This window comes from Pantoea sp. OXWO6B1 (assembly GCF_001641135.1).
Taxonomy (GTDB): Bacteria; Pseudomonadota; Gammaproteobacteria; order Enterobacterales; family Enterobacteriaceae; genus Pantoea; species Pantoea allii.
The window spans coordinates 3264181-3283519 of sequence record NZ_LWLR01000001.1; the positions used below are offsets into that span (position 1 = coordinate 3264181).

The following is a 19339-nucleotide window of genomic DNA, read 5'->3' on the forward strand; positions in this document are numbered from 1 at the left end:
TGTCTCTTCGGATTTTCGATATGTCTGATCGCGATCAACTCTTTTCTGCGCCCATTGCAAAACTGGGCGACTGGACTTTTGACGAACGTGTAGCTGAAGTGTTTCCCGACATGATTCAGCGCTCGGTGCCCGGCTATTCCAATATTATTTCGATGATTGGGATGCTGGCTGAACGGTTCGTCCAGCCCAACAGCCAGGTGTTTGACCTTGGCTGCTCATTAGGTGCCGCCACGCTCTCGGTGCGCCGCAATATTCACGTGCCCGGCTGCCAGATTATTGCCGTGGACAACTCTCCGGCCATGGTCGAGCGCTGCCGCCGCCATATCGATGCCTTTCGCGCCGATACGCCGGTTAGCGTGGTTGAAGCGGATATCTGTGACATTGAGATTGAGAACGCCTCTCTGGTCGTGCTCAATTTCACCCTGCAGTTTCTTGAGCCACCGGCCCGTCTTACGCTGTTAAGTAAAATCTGGCAGGGGCTGAATCCCGGTGGTGCGCTGGTGCTTTCTGAGAAGTTTAGCTTTGAAGATCCTGAGGTCGGCGAACTGCTGTTTAACATGCACCATGACTTTAAGCGTGCCAACGGTTACAGCGAGCTGGAAATCAGCCAGAAGCGCAGCATGCTGGAAAATGTCATGCTGACCGACAGCGTGGAAGCGCACAAGGCGCGCCTGAAGCAGGCGGGTTTTTCCCATGCTGAGTTATGGTTTCAGTGCTTTAATTTTGGTTCGTTGGTGGCATTAAAATGATCGACTTTGGCCGTTTTTATCAGCAAATCGCCGTTGGCCCCCTGGCAAAATGGCTGGAAGTGCTGCCCGCACAGATCAGCGACTGGCAGCGGGAAAATTTGCATGGACATTTCCGTGACTGGTACAAATCACTGGAATATTTACCGCTGCTGGAACCCCAGCGGCTGGATCTGCTGAATAGTGTGAGCGCCGATCGTGATGATATCAGCGATCGTCATCGTCAGGGCATTGAGAAACTGCTGCGAAACCTGATGCCGTGGCGTAAAGGCCCCTATTCTCTGTATGGGACTGAGATTAATACCGAATGGCGTTCGGACTGGAAATGGGAGCGCGTGCTGCCTCATATTTCATCGCTGGCCGGACGAACCGTGCTGGATGTCGGTTGTGGCAGTGGCTATCACATGTGGCGCATGATTGGTGCGGGCGCGCATCTGGTGGTAGGTATCGATCCCATGCAGCTGTTTTTATGCCAGTTCGAAGCCGTGCGTAAACTGCTGAATGACGATCGGCGCGCCCATTTGCTGCCGCTCGGCATTGAACAACTGCCGGTTCTTCAGGCATTTGATACGGTGTTTTCCATGGGCGTGCTGTATCACCGTCGCTCCCCGCTTGACCACCTTCTCCAGTTAAAAAATCAGCTGGTGAACGGCGGCGAACTGGTACTGGAAACGCTGGTGATCGAAGGCGATGTGAATCAGGTACTGGTGCCAGGCGAACGCTATGCGCAGATGCGCAACGTCTATTTTATCCCCTCGGCTGAGGCGCTGAAAAGCTGGCTGGAGAAGTGCGGTTTTGTTGACGTGCGTATTGTTGATTTCGCCCTGACCTCCACCGAAGAGCAGCGCCGTACCGACTGGATGACCAGTGAATCACTGGCCGAGTTTCTCGCCCCCGACGACAGCAGCAAAACCGTTGAAGGTTATCCAGCCCCGCTGCGCGCCGTGCTGGTTGCCACAAAACCGTAGCCCTCAGCGGCGAGACAGCGCCAGTTTCGCCGCAAAGCCTATAAACACACAGCCGGTTAAACGGTCCATGACCTTCAGTACCCGAGGCCGTTTTAACTGCGCAGCAAAATAATGGCTGCTGCCGATCAGCACCGTGCTCCAGGCCAATCCCACCAGCATATGCGTCAACGCCATCAGGCTGCACCAAATCGCCACGGAAGCACCCTGCGGAATAAACTGTGGCAAAAATGTCACATAGAAAACGCCGACTTTGGGATTCAGCAGATTACCCAGCAAGCCACGGCTAAAGCAGACCAGATGGCTTTGCTGAACCACGGCTTCAGCAGGCAGCGACGCGCTCTGGGTGCGTGGGTGCCACAGCAACTTGACGCCCAGATAAAGTAAATAGGCCGCACCTATCCACTTCAACAGGTTATAAGCCATTTCAGAGGCCAGCAGCAGCGCGCCCAATCCCAGCCCCACCGCTATCCCCCACAACAAACACCCTGAGGCCACGCCCAATGCCGTGGCGCTGGCGCGCCGCCAGCCTTGTGCCGCTGCCGAACGCAGGATTAAGGCGGTATCAAATCCCGGTGTCAGGGTCAAAATCACAATAGCAAACAGGAAAGAGAGTAAAGAAGCCGTCATACGCGTATCCCCGATAAACACCGACTCACGATATCAAGCGCATTTCTGTCTGTACAGCCAGCAAAAAAGCATTAGCTGCTATTCTTTTTAAGGGCTTTATCTTCGGGCCGGTAACGGCCTTCATTTATGTAACCAGGAGCAACGTTTATGAAATTTATTTTCTCTTCACCCCGCAAATATGTGCAAGGTGCTGGCGTACTTGATGAACTGGGAAACTATGTCGCCGAGCTGGGTAATCATGCTTTTGTGGTGGCAGACGATGTCGTCTGGGGACTGGTCGGTGAGCGGGCGCACTCAACGCTGACCCAGGCGGGCGTGAAGGTTATTCGCCAGCAGTTCAATGGTGAAGCGTCCAGTAATGAAATCACCCGCCTCAGCCAGCAGGCACAGCAACAAGGCTGTAACGTGGTGATTGGGCTGGGTGGCGGTAAAACGCTGGATACCGTTAAAGCAGTTGCCGATGAACTCAAGCAACCGGTGGTTATCGTGCCGACGATTGCCTCCACCGATGCGCCCTGTAGTGCCCTGTCGGTGATCTATTCTGACAGCGGCGTCTTTGAAAGCTATCGCTTCTACAGTAAAAACCCGGATTTGGTGTTGGTCGATACCGCAGTCTGCGCCGCCGCGCCTGCTCGCTTATTTGCCTCGGGCATTGCGGATGGTCTGGCCACCTGGGTTGAAGCCCAGGCAGTAGCCCGTAGCCATGCTAAATCGATGGTGAATGGCGATCCGACCATTGCCGGGCTGGCAATCGCCCGCGCCTGCGAAGAGACCTTATTAACGTGGGGCTACAGCGCCTATGTGGCCGTTAAAGAAAAACGCGTGACGCCTGCGGTCGAGGCGGTGGTGGAAGCGAATACCTTGCTGTCAGGACTGGGGTTTGAGAATGCCGGTCTGGCAGGCGCGCACGCCATTCACAATGGTTTTACCGCCATTGAAGGCGATATTCACCACCTCACTCACGGTGAGAAAGTGGCCTACGGCACCTTAACCCAGATGGTACTGGAGCAGCGTCCCGATGAGGAAATTGCCCGCTACATCCGTTTCTACCGCTCCATCAATATGCCAACAACGCTGAAAGAGATGCATCTGGACGGGGTAAGTTGGGAGAATCTGGTAAAAATAGGGGCACTGGCCAACAGTGAAGGCGATACGCTGAAAAACCTTAACCCCAACCTGGCACCGGAGCAGATTGCCCATGCGCTGCTGGGGTTGGATGCCTTTAGTCAGACGGTAAAATAATCGCTATTCCGTCGCCTCAGCGGGGTTATCCCAGTACTGGTATTTATAGACCGCGCTGAGGTGACGTTGAATGGTCCCTTTTTCGAACACTTCGGTTTCATTCAGATAACTCAGCGTGCAGTTGCCCTTTTCATCCCAAAACTGGCATTCATCGACGGAGCGCAAGGTGCTGACGTCGGTCGTCGCGGTGCCATTCAGGCGCAGTTCCCGCGCCTGCTTGTCGTAGGTGTAAGTATCTTTGCGACGGGCCGAGGTCGAACGCGTTACCAGACCTTGCGAATTCCATTGATAACGGTATTCACCGTTACTGACGGGATCGGTTCCCCGCGCAACACTTTTCAGCAAACGGAAGCCGTTGTCATAACGGTAAGTCGTATCGGTAAAACCGTCTTTGCCCATGCTGATAAATTTATCTGACGCGCTGATGATGTTGCCGTTTTTACCCTTCTGCCAGTTAATCGTGCCCTGGCGATTATCCACCACCACTTCGCTACCCTGCTTTAACACTTTAACCAGATAGGCATATTCCGCGACCCAGCCGCCCTGAACCCGCACCAGGTGTTGCTCCATGCTCAGGATGACATTACGCTCATTTTTGTCGTAGCTGATATCGGCCACCAGCAGATCGCCACAGCGGTCGAACTGCCCCAGCACCCGCTTTTGTGAATTAACGTCTTTGCCAAACTCACCGGCGATGACCTGACGTACCTCACCCTTTGCGCTACCGCCCAGCAGAATCCAGTTATTACTGTTGGTCACCGCTTTATTGTGTGGCTGGCATGCTGCTGCCCATGAAGAGGGGAATGAAATCAGGGTGATTACAGCGGACAGCAGAACGCATCGCATGGTATGAGCCTCGGACGTCAATGTCGTTAACGGTTTACCTTAAATAGCAGGAACCGACTGATGAAGGAAAGCAGAATTATTTTGACAGCACGATTGCCTCACAGGTCATCCCAGAGGCGTCCTGACGGAATTTTGGACAAAAAATACCCCAGCAAATGTGCTGGGGTTTGGTACTTGCAAACATCACGTCATCAAACGGCGTGCTGCGCGGCAAAACTGGTAGTGAGTCAGGCTACTCGGGCGGTATTCATCTGCATCACGCTTTTCATTGCTTCAACGACATCGCTGTCGACGCAGTAACGGCTGAACTCATCAATTTCGGCTTCGGAACACATGGAGACACCCGCTTTGCGGTAGCGCATCGGCGATGCCACAAGGTGGCTGGCCGAGCTGTGTACCTCGCGGATATCCGCATCAAGAAACTTTTGCAGGTTGCTGAGACGTACCCCAGCACCGGCCATAATGATTGGACCTGTGCTGTATTCATTAAGTTCCCTCAATAATGCAATTCCGTTTTCCGCGCTTTGTTGCTGGCCAGAGGTCAGGATGCGCCGGACGCCGAAGTCCGTCAGCACCTCAAGCGATCGCTTAGGCCGATGGCACAAATCAAAGGCGCGATGAAAGGTCACCGCCATACCGTCGCAAAGCGCCATAATCTGGCGCATCTGGCTGGCGTGGATATTGGCATCTTCATCCAACATACCCAGCACGATGCCAGGGAACCCCAGTTCACGGATGCGCGCAACGTCTGACTTCATCGTTTCAAATTCACGGCTGGAATAGCAAAAGTCGCCGCCGCGCGGGCGAACGATAGGATGCACCGGAACAGAAATGTCACGACGGGCGACTTCCAGCATGCCTGCAGAAGGCGTCAGTCCGCCTTCACGTGGCGCCGCGCAAAGCTCAATGCGATCGGCTCCCGCCTGCTGGGCGGTTAATGCACAATCCACGCCATAGCAACAAATTTCCAGTGTGGTCATTCTCTTCTCCTTTACATGGCTTCCTGTTCACGCCAAATTCGTCAGGTATGCTTATCCCTTAGAACAGTTTACGTGGAAAACTAACTATGACATTCAATTTTGACCAACGGATAGACCGCCGTCACAGTGATAGTCTTAAATGGCACAAATATGCGGGTCAGGATATTCTGCCACTGTGGGTCGCCGATACCGATTTTCGATCGCCTGAGTCGATCATTGAAGCCATTAAAAGTCGCGTGGAACACGGCGTTTTTGGTTACGGTGATGCGCCTCACGGCCTGATAAAAGCGCTGATCGCACGTTGTGCATCGCGCTATCACTGGCAGGTTGATCCCGAATGGATAGTGGTTTTACCCGGCGTGGTCTGCGGCTTAAATCTGTCGGTTCGGGCCTTTACCTCGCCACAGCAAGGCACCGTTGCCCCCTTACCGATTTATCCCCCTTTCCGTTCGGCCGCCAGACTGGCAGAGCGCGATCAGCTGAGCCTGCCATTAACCTTGCAGCAAGGACGTTGGGTGATGGATCTGCGCGCAGCGGAGGGAAAGATGCAGGACAAAAAGCTGTTAATGCTCTGTAATCCTCAGAACCCAGGCGGCACCGTTTATCGTCGGGAGGAACTGGAGGCACAGCTGGCATTTGCCCAACAGCATGATTTACTCGTGTGTTCTGATGAGATTCATTGCGATCTGCTGTTAACGCCGGGCTTGCAGCATATTCCGTTTGCCTCGCTGAGCGATGATGCTGCCCAGCGCAGCGTCACGCTGCTGTCCCCCTCAAAAACTTTTAATATTGCAGGCCTGGGCGCCTCCGTCGCCATCATCCCCAACCCCGAACTGCGCGCGCGTTTTACCGCCGTGCGTCAGGGCATTGTGCCCTCGGTGGATATTCTGGCGCTGGTCGCTGCCGAGGTTGCCTGGCGCGACAATGATGACTGGCTTGATGCACAGCTTGAATATTTGCGGGGTAATCGCGACTGGCTGGTTTCTCAGGTGAATGCGCTGCCCGGGCTCTCAATGACATCCCCCGAAGGCAGCTATCTTGGCTGGATCGATGCCAGCGACTTGCCGGTGGCCAGTCCGGCACTTTACTTCGAAAAGCACGGACTGGGATTCTCCCCGGGTCGCGATTTTGGCGATGACCGCTTTGTGCGGATTAATTTCGGTTGCCCGCGCGCCCTGCTGGAAGAAGCGGTCAAACGGCTTAAACGCGCCGTCGAGGCTCTCGCCTAAGACTGCTCACTGGCTACGATTTCTTCCAGGCTCCACGGGTGAAATTTTATCGTGGTTTCTCCATCGGTCACCGCCAGGGTCGGATTAGGCAGACGCTCATTTTCCCCTTTAGGCGAGCTGGTTTTAAAAGAAATACCGGGTTGTGCGAGCGCGTGGTCAGACAATAGCGCCATCGCACGCATCCCAAGGGTTTCTGGCTCGCCCCTCAATACCACTTCCACATGCTCCCAGCCTTCATGGCGATAACGTTTCTCTCCCGGCCACGGCAGTTCAATCACGTCAATGTGCCAACTGGCAATAACCAGAGGTTGATACAGTTTGAACAGGCAGACAGGACGACCATTAATCATGGCCGCCGAGAACTGCCGCCCCATTTGTGCCAATCCCCGCTGCCAACGTTCGGCGGTGGCGTTTTGGTGACAGCGCACAGCAACGTGATCGACGTGCAGTTCGTCAGCCCTTAACCCCAAACGTTGTGAAAACTTTTGTAACCGTTGTTCAAAGGCGGCCAGATCGTCGCGTAAGTCGTCCAGTTCTGCTGGAAAGGGGGTACTCACTGTTACTTCTCTCCCGATCAAATTTAATTACTTAAGGTTCGTAACTCATTGTCAACGTTGAATCGTAAATGACAAAAGGGTGAGATTCATCTTATTTGAGTGATTATTTTCAGCTAAAGCGAATAAATAACGTTTTTAATTCAGAGTTATCTTCTTTTTAGATCCACTCTTAAGTTGATAAACACCAGTTAATATAATGTTTTTATTGAACATAATTAATACAATAAGATAAGTCTCATTTAATCCCGGACTGATTGCAGCTGCGTCGCCTTTCTTATAAATTTGCATTGATACCATTATAAGGAAAGTTTTTATGACTATGCTCATCGTTGTTGCAACATTGATCGCACTGATGGGATTTGCCCTTGCGCGCCACTGGAAGGTGCGAGAAGACAAAAGTGTTAAAAACGCGCGCCACGCACGCCGTCGCTGACGCCGCCGGGAAACATTTTCGGGCCTGTTTCCCCCGCCTTTATCCAGTTACTGACTCAAGCTGACATTTCACGTATACTTTTTCCCTCATTTTTTCCGTTCTGCCTGATGATAGCTCTGGTCACTCCATCCGGCAGAATGATGATGACAGCACGCTGCGCTGTCAGCGTGCTTTTCTCAGCATATTTAAGGTAATCCGGTGAATATTCAGGCGCTTCTTTCCGCAAAAGTCAGTCAGGCTATGGTGCTGGCTGGTGCTCCCTCCGATTGTGAACCTCAGGTTCGCCAGTCGGCCAAAGTTCAGTTTGGTGATTATCAGGCAAACGGCATTATGGCCGTTGCTAAAAAACTGGGCCAGGCGCCACGACAACTAGCCGAAACCGTCATTCAACATCTGGACCTTAGCGGTATCGCCAGCAAGGTTGAGATTGCCGGACCGGGTTTCATTAATATCTTTCTCGATCGCAGCTGGCTGGCAGATAACGCCAGAAAAGCACTGCATCATCCGCGACTCGGTGTTAGCACCGTTGAACCCCAAACGGTGGTGGTGGATTACTCTGCGCCGAACGTGGCGAAAGAGATGCACGTCGGTCACGTACGCTCCACCATTATTGGTGATGCGGCCGTGCGCACCCTGGAGTTTCTGGGACATAACGTCATCCGCGCCAACCACGTTGGCGACTGGGGCACGCAGTTCGGTATGCTGATCGCCTTTCTTGAGAAACAGCAAAACGAGAACCACGCCGAAATGGCGCTGGCAGACTTAGAAGGCTTTTACCGTGAAGCCAAGCGCACTTACGATGAAGACCCTGATTTTGCGGAGCGTGCGCGCCGCTACGTGGTGAAGTTACAGGGCGGCGACGAGTACTGCCGTCAGATGTGGAAAAAGCTGGTTGATATCACCATGAGTCAAAACCAGCATATTTATAACCGTCTGAACGTCACCCTCACCCGTAAAGATGTCATGGGCGAAAGCCTTTATAACGATATGCTGCCCGGTATTGTCGCCGACCTGAAAGCAAAAGGCTTAGCGGTCGAAAGCGAGGGTGCAACGGTCGTTTTTCTGGATGAATACCAGAATAAAGAAGGTGAGCCGATGGGCGTCATCATTCAAAAGAAAGACGGCGGCTATCTTTACACCACAACCGATATTGCCTGTGCGAAATACCGTTACGAGACGCTGCACGCCGATCGCGTAATTTATTACATCGATTCGCGCCAGCATCAGCATCTGCAGCAGGCATGGACCATCGTGCGTAAAGCCGGCTATGTACCTGAATCTGTCCCGCTTGAGCATCACGCATTTGGCATGATGCTGGGCAAAGACGGTCGTCCGTTTAAGACCCGCAGTGGCGGTACCATTAAACTTTCCGATCTGCTGGATGAAGCCTATCAGCGTGCTTACACGCTGGTGCGCGAAAAAAACCCGGATATGAGCGAAGACGACGTAGTTTCGCTCGCGGAAGTGGTGGGCATCAGCGCAGTGAAATATGCTGACCTGTCAAAAAGCCGTACCACGGATTACATCTTTGACTGGGACAACATGCTGGCGTTTGAAGGTAACACCGCGCCCTATATGCAGTACGCTTATACGCGTGTGCTGTCCGTATTCCGCAAAGCGGGCATCGAGGCCGAGACGATTCAGGCAGACATCACCCTGAGCGATGATCGTGAAGCCCTCCTGACAACGCGCCTGCTGCAGTTCGAAGAGGTCATCACCCAGGTTGCCCGCGACGGCACGCCGCATGTGATGTGTGCTTACCTCTACGACCTGGCCGGTCTGTTTTCTGGCTTCTACGAACACTGCCCGATTCTGGCGGCAGAGGATGACGCGACCCGCCAGAGCCGCTTACAGATTGCTGCCCTGACCGCTAAAACCCTGAAGCTGGGGCTGGATACGCTGGGTATCAAAACCGTCGATCGCATGTAATTGCTTAAGGCGCTGAGTCCTCACTCAAACTCAGCGCCTGTCTGTCATCCTGCCCACCTGCCTTATCCCCCGCTGCCTCATGATTTCCTCTGCGCCCCTCTGCATGCCTGTCTTCGCACCTGAAGGTGGTAACGACATAAATCAGCACGCTATTGCCTCAAAACAAGACATCGTCATGCCTGGCGGCAGCCCGATCGGCGCAGACAACCTACATCCCCTGTTTATCGGCAAAATCTCATGACGTGATGCCATTCTCAGTACCGGACTCTACTATAAGCCCGCATTTCATCAGGTCTTTACGTATTTCGAGAAAGGATAATCCATCGATGTTAAGAAAAACATTTGCCGAATTCATCGGTACATTCTGGCTGGTATTGGGGGGTTGCGGGAGCGCCCTCTTCGCCGCGAATTTTCCGCAAACCGGGATTGGTTTTGCTGGCGTGGCTCTGGCTTTTGGCCTCTGCGTGCTGACCATGGCCTTTGCTGTTGGTCATCTCTCAGGCGGGCATTTTAATCCTGCCGTCACTCTGGGGCTGTGGGCCGGTGGCCGCATCGGATATCAGACTATTTTCCCCTATATGATTGGGCAAGTGGCTGGCGGTATCGCCGCGGCGGCTCTGCTGTATCTGATCGCACGGGGCCAGGCTGGTTTTGATGTGGCAGCCAGCGGTTTCGCTGCCAATGGCTTTGCCGAACATTCCCCAGGCGGCTATTCACTGTGCGCAGCCGTGGTGACTGAGCTGGTGCTCAGCGCCTTTTTTCTGATCATCATTCAGGGTGCGACCGATAAACGCGCGCCTGCGGGTTTCGCGCCGGTGGCGATTGGCCTGGCCTTAACGCTTATTCATTTAATCAGCATTCCCGTAACCAATACGTCGGTGAATCCGGCGCGCAGTACGGCGATGGCGGTATTCCAGGGAACCTGGGCGTTACAGCAGTTGTGGGTATTCTGGCTGGTGCCGCTGGTGGGCGGTGTAACTGGCGGGTTGCTCTATCGTTATTTGCTGGCAAGTAACGACTAATGGATGACGGTGATGACCGAACCTGTGGGTCATCGCCCAGACCGGCAGCGGCAACAGGATCGCACGCTGTCGGTCTGACCTGAGCCGGTTGATGGCCCGACTCAGTGATAATTGACCGTCACTTCTGTGCTGACCACTTTTAGTCCCGGCGGTAAGCTTCCGCTGCCGGCGAAACCAAACACCATGTGCAACGTTTCACCTGCGGCAACCCCGGTAAGACCGCGCGTCCCACCATTTGCCCCCTCCAGATCGGTACAACGCTGCTCAGCACAAAGCCGAACCTGCAGGCCTGACGGCGCAGGCTGGGTAAACTGATAGCGCCAGTTTACGAGGCTGATTGCCCCTTTGACCTCTCCCGGCGGCGTCAACGGCTGGGACGATTGCCAGCTCCCGCGATTGACCAGCAATGGCCCTGCGGCGCTGGCACTCCATGCGCCATCTGCGGCCTGAGCAAACATCGGCAGCAGTAGCGCAAACAGCATCATCGATCTCATTGTTTGCCTCCGATGGTGGCGGTCATTCGAATCTGGCGATTATCGCTTAATTCCATATTTGACAGCACCACCAGCTGCGGCATGTTACGGCGCAGGAAGCGGGCCAGTAAGGCACGTAATGGATGATTCACCAGTAATACCGGCGGTGCGCCCATCATCTCCTGACGCTGCAATGCTTCTTGCGTCTGCGCTAACAGACGGTCGGCAAGCCCCGGCTCCAGTCCGCCACCGCCCTGCAGGGCCTGCAGCAACAGGCGCTCCAGTGTGGCATCCAGTCCAATCACCTGAACTTCACCGTTACCCGGGAACCACTGCTGGGTAATTGCCCGACCCAATGCCACGCGTACCACGCTGGTTAGTTCCTGCGGATCGCTTTGTACCGGGGCGTGCTCCGCCAGGGTTTCAATAATGGTGCGCATATCGCGAATTGAGACACGCTCTACCAGCAGGTTTTGCAGAACTTTATGCAGGGTGGTCAGATTGATAACGCCCGGCACCAAATCTTCGGTCAGTTTAGGCATCTCTGAAGAGACGCGGTCCAGCAGTTGCTGTGCTTCCTGACGACCAAACAGCTCGCTGGCATACTGACCAATGAGATGATTAAGGTGGGTTGCCACCACGGTACTGGCTTCCACCACGGTAAAGCCCTGAATCTGCGCCTGTTCTTTCAGCGCGCCATCAATCCAGACGGCGGCAAGGCCAAAGGCCGGGTCCACCGTGGCTTCACCCGGTAAGGTCCCCGCGGCGGTGCCTGGGTTGATCGCCATCCAACGTCCCGGATAGGCGTCACCACTGCCAATTTCCACGCCTTTCATCAGAATACGATAGCGGGCTGGTGGCAATTCCATGTTGTCGCGGATATGCACCACCGGAGGCAGGAACCCGACGTCCTGCGCCACCTTTTTACGAATGCTGCGGATACGACCGAGCAGTTCGCCGTTTTGGTTATGATCGACCATCGGAATCAGGCGGTAGCCCACTTCCATGCCCAGCGTATCTTCCAGTTGGACATCGGTCCAGGAGGCTTCAGCCGATGCCGGTGTGTCCATGGATTTGGTGAGGCTGCCCGGCGATTCGATATTCGTTTTAGGCTGCATTTCACGGCCACGTAACCACCATGCCAGGCCCAGCAATGCGGCGGTGAACAGCAGGAAAACAAAGTTTGGCATGCCCGGCACTAAGCCCAGCAAACCAATCACCCCGCCACTCAGCATCAACACGCGGGGATCTTTGAACAGCTGCCCCACCATCTGCTCACCCACGTCCTGGTCGGTCGCTACGCGGGTCACAATCACACCTGCCGCCGTGGAGATAACCAGCGCCGGGATCTGGGCGACCAGGCCGTCACCAATGGTCAGCAACGTATAAGTCTCTGCCGCCTGTCCTGCGGCCATCCCGTGCTGAACGATACCGACCAACAGTCCACCGATCACGTTGATCACCATGATCATAATGCCCGCGATGGCATCGCCGCGTACGAACTTACTGGCACCGTCCATTGAGCCGTAAAAGTCGGCTTCCTGGGTGACTTCGGCACGGCGGCGTTTCGCCTCATCTTCACCAATCAACCCCGCATTCAGGTCGGCGTCGATGGCCATCTGTTTACCGGGCATCCCATCAAGCACAAAACGCGCGCCCACTTCAGCGATACGGCCAGCACCTTTGGTGATAACCATAAAGTTGATAATCACCAGGATGATAAACACCACAATACCGATGGCAAAATTGCCCCCGACCAGAAAGTGGCCAAAGGCTTCAACCACCCGTCCGGCTGCGGCCGCACCCGTGTGACCTTCCAGCAAAATGATACGGGTTGAGGCGACGTTCAGCGCCAGGCGCAGTAAGGTCGAAAACAGCAAAATGGTCGGGAACGCCGCAAATTCCAGCGTCCGCTGGGTAAACATCGCGACCAGCAGCACCATAATCGACAAGGCAATGTTGAAGGTGAACAACAGATCCAGGATGAATGGCGGTAACGGCAGGACCATCATCGACAAAATCATGATGATCAGGACCGGGCCAGCAAGCACCTGCCACTGCATGTCTTTGAAGTTGCCCGGTAGGCGTAGTTTAGCGGCCAGATTAGCCATCGTTTTTGTTCTCTCCTGCAAAGTCCATCTCTGCCGGGACCGGCAGGTCTTTAGGTTTTACGGGTATCAGGCCGCCTTCGCGCTTCCAGCGACGTAGCTGCCAGACCCAGGCCAGCACTTCTGCCACAGCGCCATACAGCGCGCCCGGAATGTGTTGTCCAATTTCAGTATGTCGGTACAGCGCACGCGCCAGCGGCGGTGCTTCCAGAACCGGGATACGATGTTCCGCGCCCAGTTCACGAATGCGTAAGGCAATATCCCCTGCGCCCTTGGCGATAACCTTCGGTGCACTCATCTTTTTCTCGTTATATTGCAGGGCAACCGAATAGTGCGTCGGGTTAGTGACGATCACATCCGCTTTGGGGACATCGGCCATCATGCGACGCCGGGCTGCGGCACGCATCTGTTGACGGATGCGTCCTTTAACATGCGGATCACCCTCTTGCTGCTTATGCTCATCGCGAATTTCCTGACGCGACATGCGTAGCTTTTTAAAGTGACTGTACAGTTGCCAGAAAACGTCATAGCCCACCATGGGGATCAACCCGAGCATGACCAGCGAACAGCAGATGGCAATCATATCCATGCCGTGAATCAGTGCCGTTGTGGGTGACTCGGCAATCAGACGCAGCATATCCGGCCAGTGCGTCCAGATGTACCAGCCTGCCACACAGCCAACCAGGATGGTTTTCAGTATCCCTTTAAACAGTTCGGTCCATGCCTGCGCCGCAAACATACGTTTAAAGCCCGTCAGCGGATTAAGCTTGCCGAAATCCACTTTGATGGATTTACCGCTAATCACCACGCCGCCCAGTAGCATCGGCGAGGCGATGGCGACCAGAACCAGTCCACCCAGTAACGGCAACAGTGCGCCAAGAGCCTGCATAATCAGATTGCCGACATGGGCAATAATGATTTTGTCATCGGTGACCATGCCGTGGTCAAAACGTAACCCGGTTGACACCATGGCACCCAGTCGGTGAGCCATCATGGTGCCGCCAATCCATAAAATCATGATGCCGGCTAACAGCATCAGCAATGAGGTCAGTTCGCGCGAACGCGGAATCTGGCCTTCTTCACGTGCTTTTTCAAGTCGGTGGGCCGTGGGCGATTCTGTTTTGTCTTCGTCGCTATTTTCTGACACCACACACCTCGGTTGGCAGGAATTCTGAGCATAGAATGCCAAATTTGGGTTTGGTTAAAGCGTGGATAAAACGTGAAAAACACGCGCTCTTTCACGGATGGCAAAAGAGAAAAGAGAAGTGGCCTGTCAGAAACAGGCCATCTTGAAGAAGGGGGCGATGGCGACCCGGTAGTGGGTCAGCCATCGCCAGACAGGCTGGCGGTTAAAAGCCCAGGCTATCCAACAGGTCATCAACCTGGTCCTGGTTAGCCACAACGCCTGGCGCAGCAGAGTTTACCTGCGGGCCATTGAGCAGCGTGGTGCCAACCTGACGTTTCTCGGCGCTGACTTCTGGCATGTTTTCCAGCAGCACCATTAACAACTGGCGCTCGATTTCCTGGATCACATCCATCATGCGCTTGATAACCTGACCGGTAAGGTCCTGGAAATCCTGCGCCATCATGATGTCGAGCAACTGCTTGTTAGTAAAAGAGGTGTGCTCAGGCACTTCCCCTAAATACTCACGCGTATCCGTCACCAGTTCGCGCGCGTCGGCAAGTTCAATTGGATTTTCAAACCACGCATCCCAGCGTCCTTTCAGCGCTACCGCTCCCGCTTCCATTTTATCCTGGTGCGGTTGCGCAGCTTCGACGCTGTTCAGCGCCCGGTCGGCCGCCTGGGCGGTCTTTTGTACTACATAGTCCAGACGGTCGCGGGCGTCAGGAATGGCTTCAGCAGCTTCTGCAATGGCCTGATCCAGCCCCAGCTCACGCAGACTGTCACGCAGCATGCGGGTCAGTGAACCGATGCGGGAAATAATATCATGTGCCGCGGCTTGCTCAGCTGATTTCGGAAGGTCGCTCATCACATCTCCTTACATACCCAGTTTTTCAAAAATTTTGCCCAGCTTTTCTTCAAGCGTGGCGGCCGTAAACGGCTTAACTACGTAGCCGCTTGCACCCGCCTGAGCGGCAGCAATAATGTTTTCTTTCTTCGCTTCCGCCGTCACCATAAGTACCGGCAGACTCGCCATGGCAGCATCGGCACGAATGGTCTGCAGCAGTTGCAGGCCATCCATATTCGGCATGTTCCAGTCAGAGATCACGAAATCGAAACCACCTGCCTTGAGTTTGCCTAACGCATCAACGCCGTCTTCTGCTTCTTCTACGTTATTGAAGCCCAGCTCTTTCAGCAGGTTACGCACAATACGACGCATCGTATTGAAGTCGTCCACTACCAAAAAGCGCATGTTTTTATCAGCCATATCTACTCCTGTGTTATCTCGCCCGGCAGGACGGGCCTGTTATATACGCAATGCCTGTCCGGCGCTAATTTTCGCCAGCATATGCTGGCTGATGTTGCTTAAATCCACTACTTCGCTCACGCCACCGCTGGCTATCGCCTCGCGTGGCATGCCAAAAACGACACAACTTGCTTCATTTTGTGCGATGGTCCAGGCGCCGGCGCGATGCATTTCCAGCATGCCTGCAGCCCCATCGTTACCCATACCGGTCAGGATGACGCCGACGGCATTACGCCCTGCGTTGATCGCAACCGATTTAAATAAGACATCGACGGAAGGTTTATGCCGGTTGACCGGCGGACCTTCATTCAGTTTCACCACGTAGTTGGCACCGCTACGGCCCAGTTCCATATGCATCGCGCCGGGCGCAATGTAGGCATGGCCTGGCAGAATACGCTCGCCGTCTTCCGCTTCCTTCACCGTGATCTGGCACAGCTTATTCAGCCGTTCAGCAAAGGAACGGGTAAAACCTGGCGGCATATGTTGTGTAATCAGCAGCGCCGGGCTGGTCGCGGGTAACGGTTGCAAAACGTGACGAATCGCTTCTGTGCCCCCCGTTGATGAACCAATGGCAATCAACTTTTCACTACTCAGCAACGGGCCGGCTTTCAACGTGAGCGGTGCTGGCATCACGTTACGCACATGCAAACGTGCCCGGGCAGCGGCGCGAATTTTGTCACCAATCATCTGGCTGTAGGCCAGCATGCCTTCACGAATACCCAACTGCGGCTTGGTGACGAAATCAATGGCGCCTAACTCCAGCGCGCGCAACGTGATTTCTGAGCCCTGTCCGGTCAGTGATGACACCATAACGACGGGCATCGGCCGTAAACGCATCAGTTTTTCAAGAAAATCCAGGCCATCCATGCGCGGCATTTCCACATCCAGCGTTAACACCTGCGGATTAAACTGTTTAATTAAATCGCGTGCCACTAATGGATCGGGGGCAGTCGCCACCATTTCCATATCAGGATGACTGTTGATGATTTCGGTCATCAGTTGCCGCATCAGCGCAGAGTCATCTACGCACATCACGGTAATTTTGCTCATCATCTTTCCTTCGTCAGTCCATACACGGTTTGCCCACGCAGCCAAAACTCTTTACTAATCTGGCTGAAGTTCTCTGAGTGTCCGGCGAACAGGATGCCGCCAGGCTTAAGCAGGGGAACAAAACGGCGTAGAATTTTTTCTTGTGTTTCTTTATCGAAATAGATCATTACGTTGCGGCAAAAAATCGCATCGAAAGGTCCGGGTAAGGCCCAGTCGTTTGCCAGCAAATTAAGTTGGCTGTAGTTCACCATGTTCGCCAGTTCCGGACGTACACGAACCATGCCAGCATGCGGACCCGTGCCACGTAAAAAGAAACGCTGTAACTGTGCAGGCGACAGCGTGCGCAGCTCTTCCTGGCGGTAAACGCCCGCCACGGCTTTTTCCAACACCTGAGTATCGATATCACTGGCGTGAACCTGGAATTTACCCGGTCCCGCGCCCAATGTTTCTGCCAGCGTAATCGCGATAGAGTAAGGTTCTTCGCCGGTTGAGGCAGCCGTACTCCAGACGCTAAAATTACCCTGACGTTTACGTGCATGTTCCGCCAGGATTGGAAAATGATGCGCCTCACGGAAAAAAGCCGTCAGGTTGGTGGTTAACGCATTAATAAACGCCTGCCACTCTGCACTGTTCTGATCATTCTCTAGCAGCGCCAGGTAGCGACCAAAGTCATCAATATTCAGCGTGCGCAGACGACGAACCAGACGGTTGTAAACCATCTCGCGCTTATGATCGGCCAGCACAATACCCGCACGCTGATAAATGAGCTGGCTGATACGGCGAAAATGGGTATCGGAGAGGGGCAGGCGCTGTACCATTTGTGACAGCAGCGTGGTCGCCTCCGGTTGATCTAATAACGTCGATTTCTTCATCTTTGCACCTGGCCTGAACTAAACCTGTTGAACATCTGCTGCTACGCCCAACCGCACATCAGCGGTTGGGCCATCCAGGCAATTAGAAGGTTTCCCAGTTCTCATCACCGCGTGGTGATGGCTGGCGAATACCTTCTGACGGACTTTCTAAACGTAAATTTTTTACCGCCGTAGTCTTGTTAACGGCCTGCGTGACAATTTCTTTACCAATATTGAAGACAGAAACCGCTTGTTTTAAGTTACTGGCCTGATCTTCCAGTGCAGCCGCGGCTGCAGCAGACTCTTCAACCAGTGAAGCATTCTGTTGTGTCACGCGATCCATCTCCGTCACCGCCTGGCCCACCTGGTCAATGCCACGGCTTTGCTCGTCGGATGCAGAGGCAATTTCACCCATGATGTCGGTAACGCGCGTCACCGCGCTGACGATTTCACTCATGGTGTCGCCCGCGCTTTCGACCAGGACTGAACCGGTGTTAACCCGACCAACAGAATCTTCAATCAGCCCTTTAATCTCTTTGGCCGCCTGCGCACTACGCTGGGCCAGGTTACGCACTTCACCCGCGACGACAGCAAAGCCACGGCCCTGTTCGCCTGCGCGCGCGGCTTCAACAGCGGCGTTAAGCGCCAGAATATTGGTCTGGAAAGCGATACCATCGATCACGCTGATAATGTCGGCAATTTTGCGCGAACTGCCGGCAATCTCTTTCATGGTTGTCACCACGCCATCCACGACTTTGCCGCCCTGCTGCGCGGTTTCAGAGGCGTTAAGCGCCAACTTCGAAGCCTGACGGGCGTTTTCCGCATTTTGCTTCACGGTTGCGGTAAGCTGCTCCATGCTGGCCGCCGTTTGCTCCAGCGACGCCGCCTGCTGTTCCGTTCGGGACGAGAGATCGTTATTGCCAACAGCAATTTCGCTGGCACCGGTATAAATCGCATCAGCACCGTCACGTACGGTGCTGACAGTACGTACCAGCGCCTGTTGCATGTCTTGCAGGGAGGTCAGCAAATCGCCAATTTCGTTACGCACCGAGATATGAATCGGCTGCGTCAGATCGCCATTCGCGATATGTTGAATGTGTTCGATGCTTTGTTTAAGCGGGCGAATAAGCAGGCTTCGCATCAGGTTCCATACCAGCACGATCACTAACAGCGTGACCGCCAGCGTACCGATCACCAGCATAATCATGCTCTTATAGGCGGCATCATTGGCATCCACACCCTGCTGGCTCAGCTTAAGGTTATAATTGAGCCAGTCATCGTAGTCTTTCTGGAATTTGTCCTGATAGCTCTGCGTCGGCTGATCAACAAATCCCTTAAAGTTACCGTTACCCAGAAACACAATCAGTTCAGCGAGCCCGTCATGGAACTGCTTATAGTTCGCCTGCAGCGTCAGCACGTTAGCTGCGCTTTTGCCTTTCTCAGAAAGATTCGCGTTGAACAAGGCATAGCCTTCCTCGGCGCGCTTTAATTCGCTATCTGCCAGCGCCACTAATTCTTTTACCGTGGCACCTGAACCCGCCATTTGTCCGTCCTGTAAATAACGAATTCCGGCGCGGTTTAAGGTATTTCGCGCCTGAACCAGTGCCACCCAGGAGGTGCCCATGGCGCGTTGAAGAGTACTCAGACGTTGGTTATAGGCAAAGTTTTCTTTATCTTCCGTCACCGTCTTGTAAAACACACCACCTGAAAAAATTTGCAGTAATGCGAACAGTGCCAATACACATAGAAGACCGGAGACAACACGTACTCGACTAAACATAGAAACCTCATTCATTAGCAATTCGATTCTGTTTATCGGCCCGGACGTGCGGAACTTTACGGCCAGCGT

Annotated in this window: 18 protein-coding genes; 6 read left to right on the forward strand and 12 right to left on the reverse strand. The window is 54.1% G+C overall.

The window, feature by feature from the left end; genetic code table 11:
- Window positions 1-20 precede the first annotated feature (20 nt).
- The gene (gene cmoA / locus A6A26_RS17440) at window positions 21-749 is read left to right on the forward strand and encodes a carboxy-S-adenosyl-L-methionine synthase CmoA (protein WP_063879905.1); all 729 of its coding nucleotides are present in this window, start codon (window positions 21-23) and stop codon (window positions 747-749) included.
- Complete coding sequence (gene cmoB / locus A6A26_RS17445; RefSeq protein ID WP_063879906.1) at window positions 746-1714, forward strand: tRNA 5-methoxyuridine(34)/uridine 5-oxyacetic acid(34) synthase CmoB; 969 nt, start codon at window positions 746-748, stop codon at window positions 1712-1714. The genes cmoA and cmoB overlap by 4 nt, the downstream gene beginning before the upstream one ends.
- A 3-nt stretch (window positions 1715-1717) precedes the next feature.
- On the opposite strand, the gene A6A26_RS17450 is transcribed toward cmoB, so the two are convergent.
- On the reverse strand, window positions 1718-2341 hold the full coding sequence (locus A6A26_RS17450; protein ID WP_063881192.1) for a LysE family translocator: 624 nt from the start codon (window positions 2339-2341) through the stop codon (window positions 1718-1720).
- Window positions 2342-2488: 147 nt separating this feature from the next.
- On the opposite strand from A6A26_RS17450, the gene A6A26_RS17455 reads away from it, so the two are divergent.
- Window positions 2489-3583: a glycerol dehydrogenase gene (locus tag A6A26_RS17455; RefSeq protein ID WP_063879907.1), complete on the forward strand. Its 1095-nt coding sequence runs from the start codon at window positions 2489-2491 to the stop codon at window positions 3581-3583.
- Between the two features lie 3 nt (window positions 3584-3586).
- On the opposite strand, the gene A6A26_RS17460 is transcribed toward A6A26_RS17455, so the two are convergent.
- Both A6A26_RS17460 and cutC read right to left on the reverse strand, forming a co-directional pair.
- Window positions 3587-4429 carry a hypothetical protein gene (locus A6A26_RS17460; protein ID WP_063879908.1) on the reverse strand — a complete coding sequence of 281 codons (843 nt, stop codon included), beginning with the start codon at window positions 4427-4429 and terminating at the stop codon, window positions 3587-3589.
- Window positions 4430-4656: 227 nt separating this feature from the next.
- The gene (cutC, locus tag A6A26_RS17465) at window positions 4657-5409 is read right to left on the reverse strand and encodes a copper homeostasis protein CutC (protein WP_063879909.1); all 753 of its coding nucleotides are present in this window, start codon (window positions 5407-5409) and stop codon (window positions 4657-4659) included.
- An 86-nt stretch (window positions 5410-5495) separates the two neighbouring features.
- Here cutC and A6A26_RS17470 point away from each other — a divergent pair, with 86 nt between their 5' ends.
- Complete coding sequence (locus tag A6A26_RS17470) at window positions 5496-6638, forward strand: MalY/PatB family protein (protein WP_063879910.1); 1143 nt, start codon at window positions 5496-5498, stop codon at window positions 6636-6638.
- Here A6A26_RS17470 and A6A26_RS17475 read toward each other — a convergent pair.
- Window positions 6635-7195 (reverse strand): VOC family protein, encoded by a 561-nt coding sequence (locus tag A6A26_RS17475; RefSeq protein ID WP_063879911.1) that lies wholly within the window; start codon window positions 7193-7195, stop codon window positions 6635-6637. The genes A6A26_RS17470 and A6A26_RS17475 overlap by 4 nt on opposite strands.
- A 631-nt stretch (window positions 7196-7826) precedes the next feature.
- Here A6A26_RS17475 and argS point away from each other — a divergent pair.
- Window positions 7827-9557: an arginine--tRNA ligase gene (gene argS / locus A6A26_RS17485; protein WP_063879913.1), complete on the forward strand. Its 1731-nt coding sequence runs from the start codon at window positions 7827-7829 to the stop codon at window positions 9555-9557.
- A 326-nt stretch (window positions 9558-9883) separates the two neighbouring features.
- On the forward strand, window positions 9884-10579 hold the full coding sequence (gene aqpZ, locus A6A26_RS17490; protein ID WP_063879914.1) for an aquaporin Z: 696 nt from the start codon (window positions 9884-9886) through the stop codon (window positions 10577-10579).
- Between the two features lie 101 nt (window positions 10580-10680).
- Here the strand turns inward: aqpZ and A6A26_RS17495 are convergent, their stop codons facing one another.
- From A6A26_RS17495 to A6A26_RS17530, 8 genes are all read right to left on the reverse strand, one after another.
- Window positions 10681-11073: a flagellar protein FlhE gene (locus A6A26_RS17495; RefSeq protein ID WP_063879915.1), complete on the reverse strand. Its 393-nt coding sequence runs from the start codon at window positions 11071-11073 to the stop codon at window positions 10681-10683.
- Entirely contained in the window at window positions 11070-13163 is a 2094-nt protein-coding gene (gene flhA / locus A6A26_RS17500; RefSeq protein ID WP_063879916.1) for a flagellar biosynthesis protein FlhA, read from the reverse strand. Before flhA ends, A6A26_RS17495 begins: the two co-directional genes overlap by 4 nt.
- A complete protein-coding gene (flhB, locus tag A6A26_RS17505; protein WP_063879917.1) occupies window positions 13156-14307 on the reverse strand; it encodes a flagellar biosynthesis protein FlhB in 1152 nt (383 codons plus the stop codon). Before flhB ends, flhA begins: the two co-directional genes overlap by 8 nt.
- 202 nt (window positions 14308-14509) lie before the next feature.
- A complete protein-coding gene (cheZ, locus tag A6A26_RS17510; protein ID WP_063879918.1) occupies window positions 14510-15151 on the reverse strand; it encodes a protein phosphatase CheZ in 642 nt (213 codons plus the stop codon).
- A 9-nt stretch (window positions 15152-15160) separates the two neighbouring features.
- Complete coding sequence (gene cheY / locus A6A26_RS17515) at window positions 15161-15550, reverse strand: chemotaxis response regulator CheY (RefSeq protein WP_013026101.1); 390 nt, start codon at window positions 15548-15550, stop codon at window positions 15161-15163.
- 39 nt (window positions 15551-15589) lie between these two features.
- Entirely contained in the window at window positions 15590-16639 is a 1050-nt protein-coding gene (locus A6A26_RS17520; RefSeq protein ID WP_063879919.1) for a protein-glutamate methylesterase/protein-glutamine glutaminase, read from the reverse strand.
- The gene (gene cheR / locus A6A26_RS17525) at window positions 16639-17511 is read right to left on the reverse strand and encodes a protein-glutamate O-methyltransferase CheR (protein ID WP_063879920.1); all 873 of its coding nucleotides are present in this window, start codon (window positions 17509-17511) and stop codon (window positions 16639-16641) included. Before cheR ends, A6A26_RS17520 begins: the two co-directional genes overlap by 1 nt.
- An 82-nt stretch (window positions 17512-17593) precedes the next feature.
- Window positions 17594-19270: a methyl-accepting chemotaxis protein gene (locus A6A26_RS17530; protein WP_063881193.1), complete on the reverse strand. Its 1677-nt coding sequence runs from the start codon at window positions 19268-19270 to the stop codon at window positions 17594-17596.
- Between the last annotated feature and the right edge of the window lie 69 nt (window positions 19271-19339).

Excerpts from the sequence above, each read along its gene's own strand:
- cmoA (WP_063879905.1), top strand. The coding sequence starts at position 21 with ATGTCTGATCGCGATCAACTCTTTTCTGCGCCCATTGCAAAACTGGGC.
- cmoB (WP_063879906.1), top strand. The coding sequence starts at position 746 with ATGATCGACTTTGGCCGTTTTTATCAGCAAATCGCCGTTGGCCCCCTG.
- A6A26_RS17450 (WP_063881192.1), bottom strand. The coding sequence starts at position 2,341 with ATGACGGCTTCTTTACTCTCTTTCCTGTTTGCTATTGTGATTTTGACC.
- A6A26_RS17455 (WP_063879907.1), top strand. The coding sequence starts at position 2,489 with ATGAAATTTATTTTCTCTTCACCCCGCAAATATGTGCAAGGTGCTGGC.
- A6A26_RS17460 (WP_063879908.1), bottom strand. The coding sequence starts at position 4,429 with ATGCGATGCGTTCTGCTGTCCGCTGTAATCACCCTGATTTCATTCCCC.
- cutC (WP_063879909.1), bottom strand. The coding sequence starts at position 5,409 with ATGACCACACTGGAAATTTGTTGCTATGGCGTGGATTGTGCATTAACC.
- A6A26_RS17470 (WP_063879910.1), top strand. The coding sequence starts at position 5,496 with ATGACATTCAATTTTGACCAACGGATAGACCGCCGTCACAGTGATAGT.
- aqpZ (WP_063879914.1), top strand. The coding sequence starts at position 9,884 with ATGTTAAGAAAAACATTTGCCGAATTCATCGGTACATTCTGGCTGGTA.
- A6A26_RS17495 (WP_063879915.1), bottom strand. The coding sequence starts at position 11,073 with ATGAGATCGATGATGCTGTTTGCGCTACTGCTGCCGATGTTTGCTCAG.
- flhA (WP_063879916.1), bottom strand. The coding sequence starts at position 13,163 with ATGGCTAATCTGGCCGCTAAACTACGCCTACCGGGCAACTTCAAAGAC.
- cheZ (WP_063879918.1), bottom strand. The coding sequence starts at position 15,151 with ATGAGCGACCTTCCGAAATCAGCTGAGCAAGCCGCGGCACATGATATT.
- cheY (WP_013026101.1), bottom strand. The coding sequence starts at position 15,550 with ATGGCTGATAAAAACATGCGCTTTTTGGTAGTGGACGACTTCAATACG.
- A6A26_RS17520 (WP_063879919.1), bottom strand. The coding sequence starts at position 16,639 with ATGAGCAAAATTACCGTGATGTGCGTAGATGACTCTGCGCTGATGCGG.
- cheR (WP_063879920.1), bottom strand. The coding sequence starts at position 17,511 with ATGAAGAAATCGACGTTATTAGATCAACCGGAGGCGACCACGCTGCTG.
- A6A26_RS17530 (WP_063881193.1), bottom strand. The coding sequence starts at position 19,270 with ATGTTTAGTCGAGTACGTGTTGTCTCCGGTCTTCTATGTGTATTGGCA.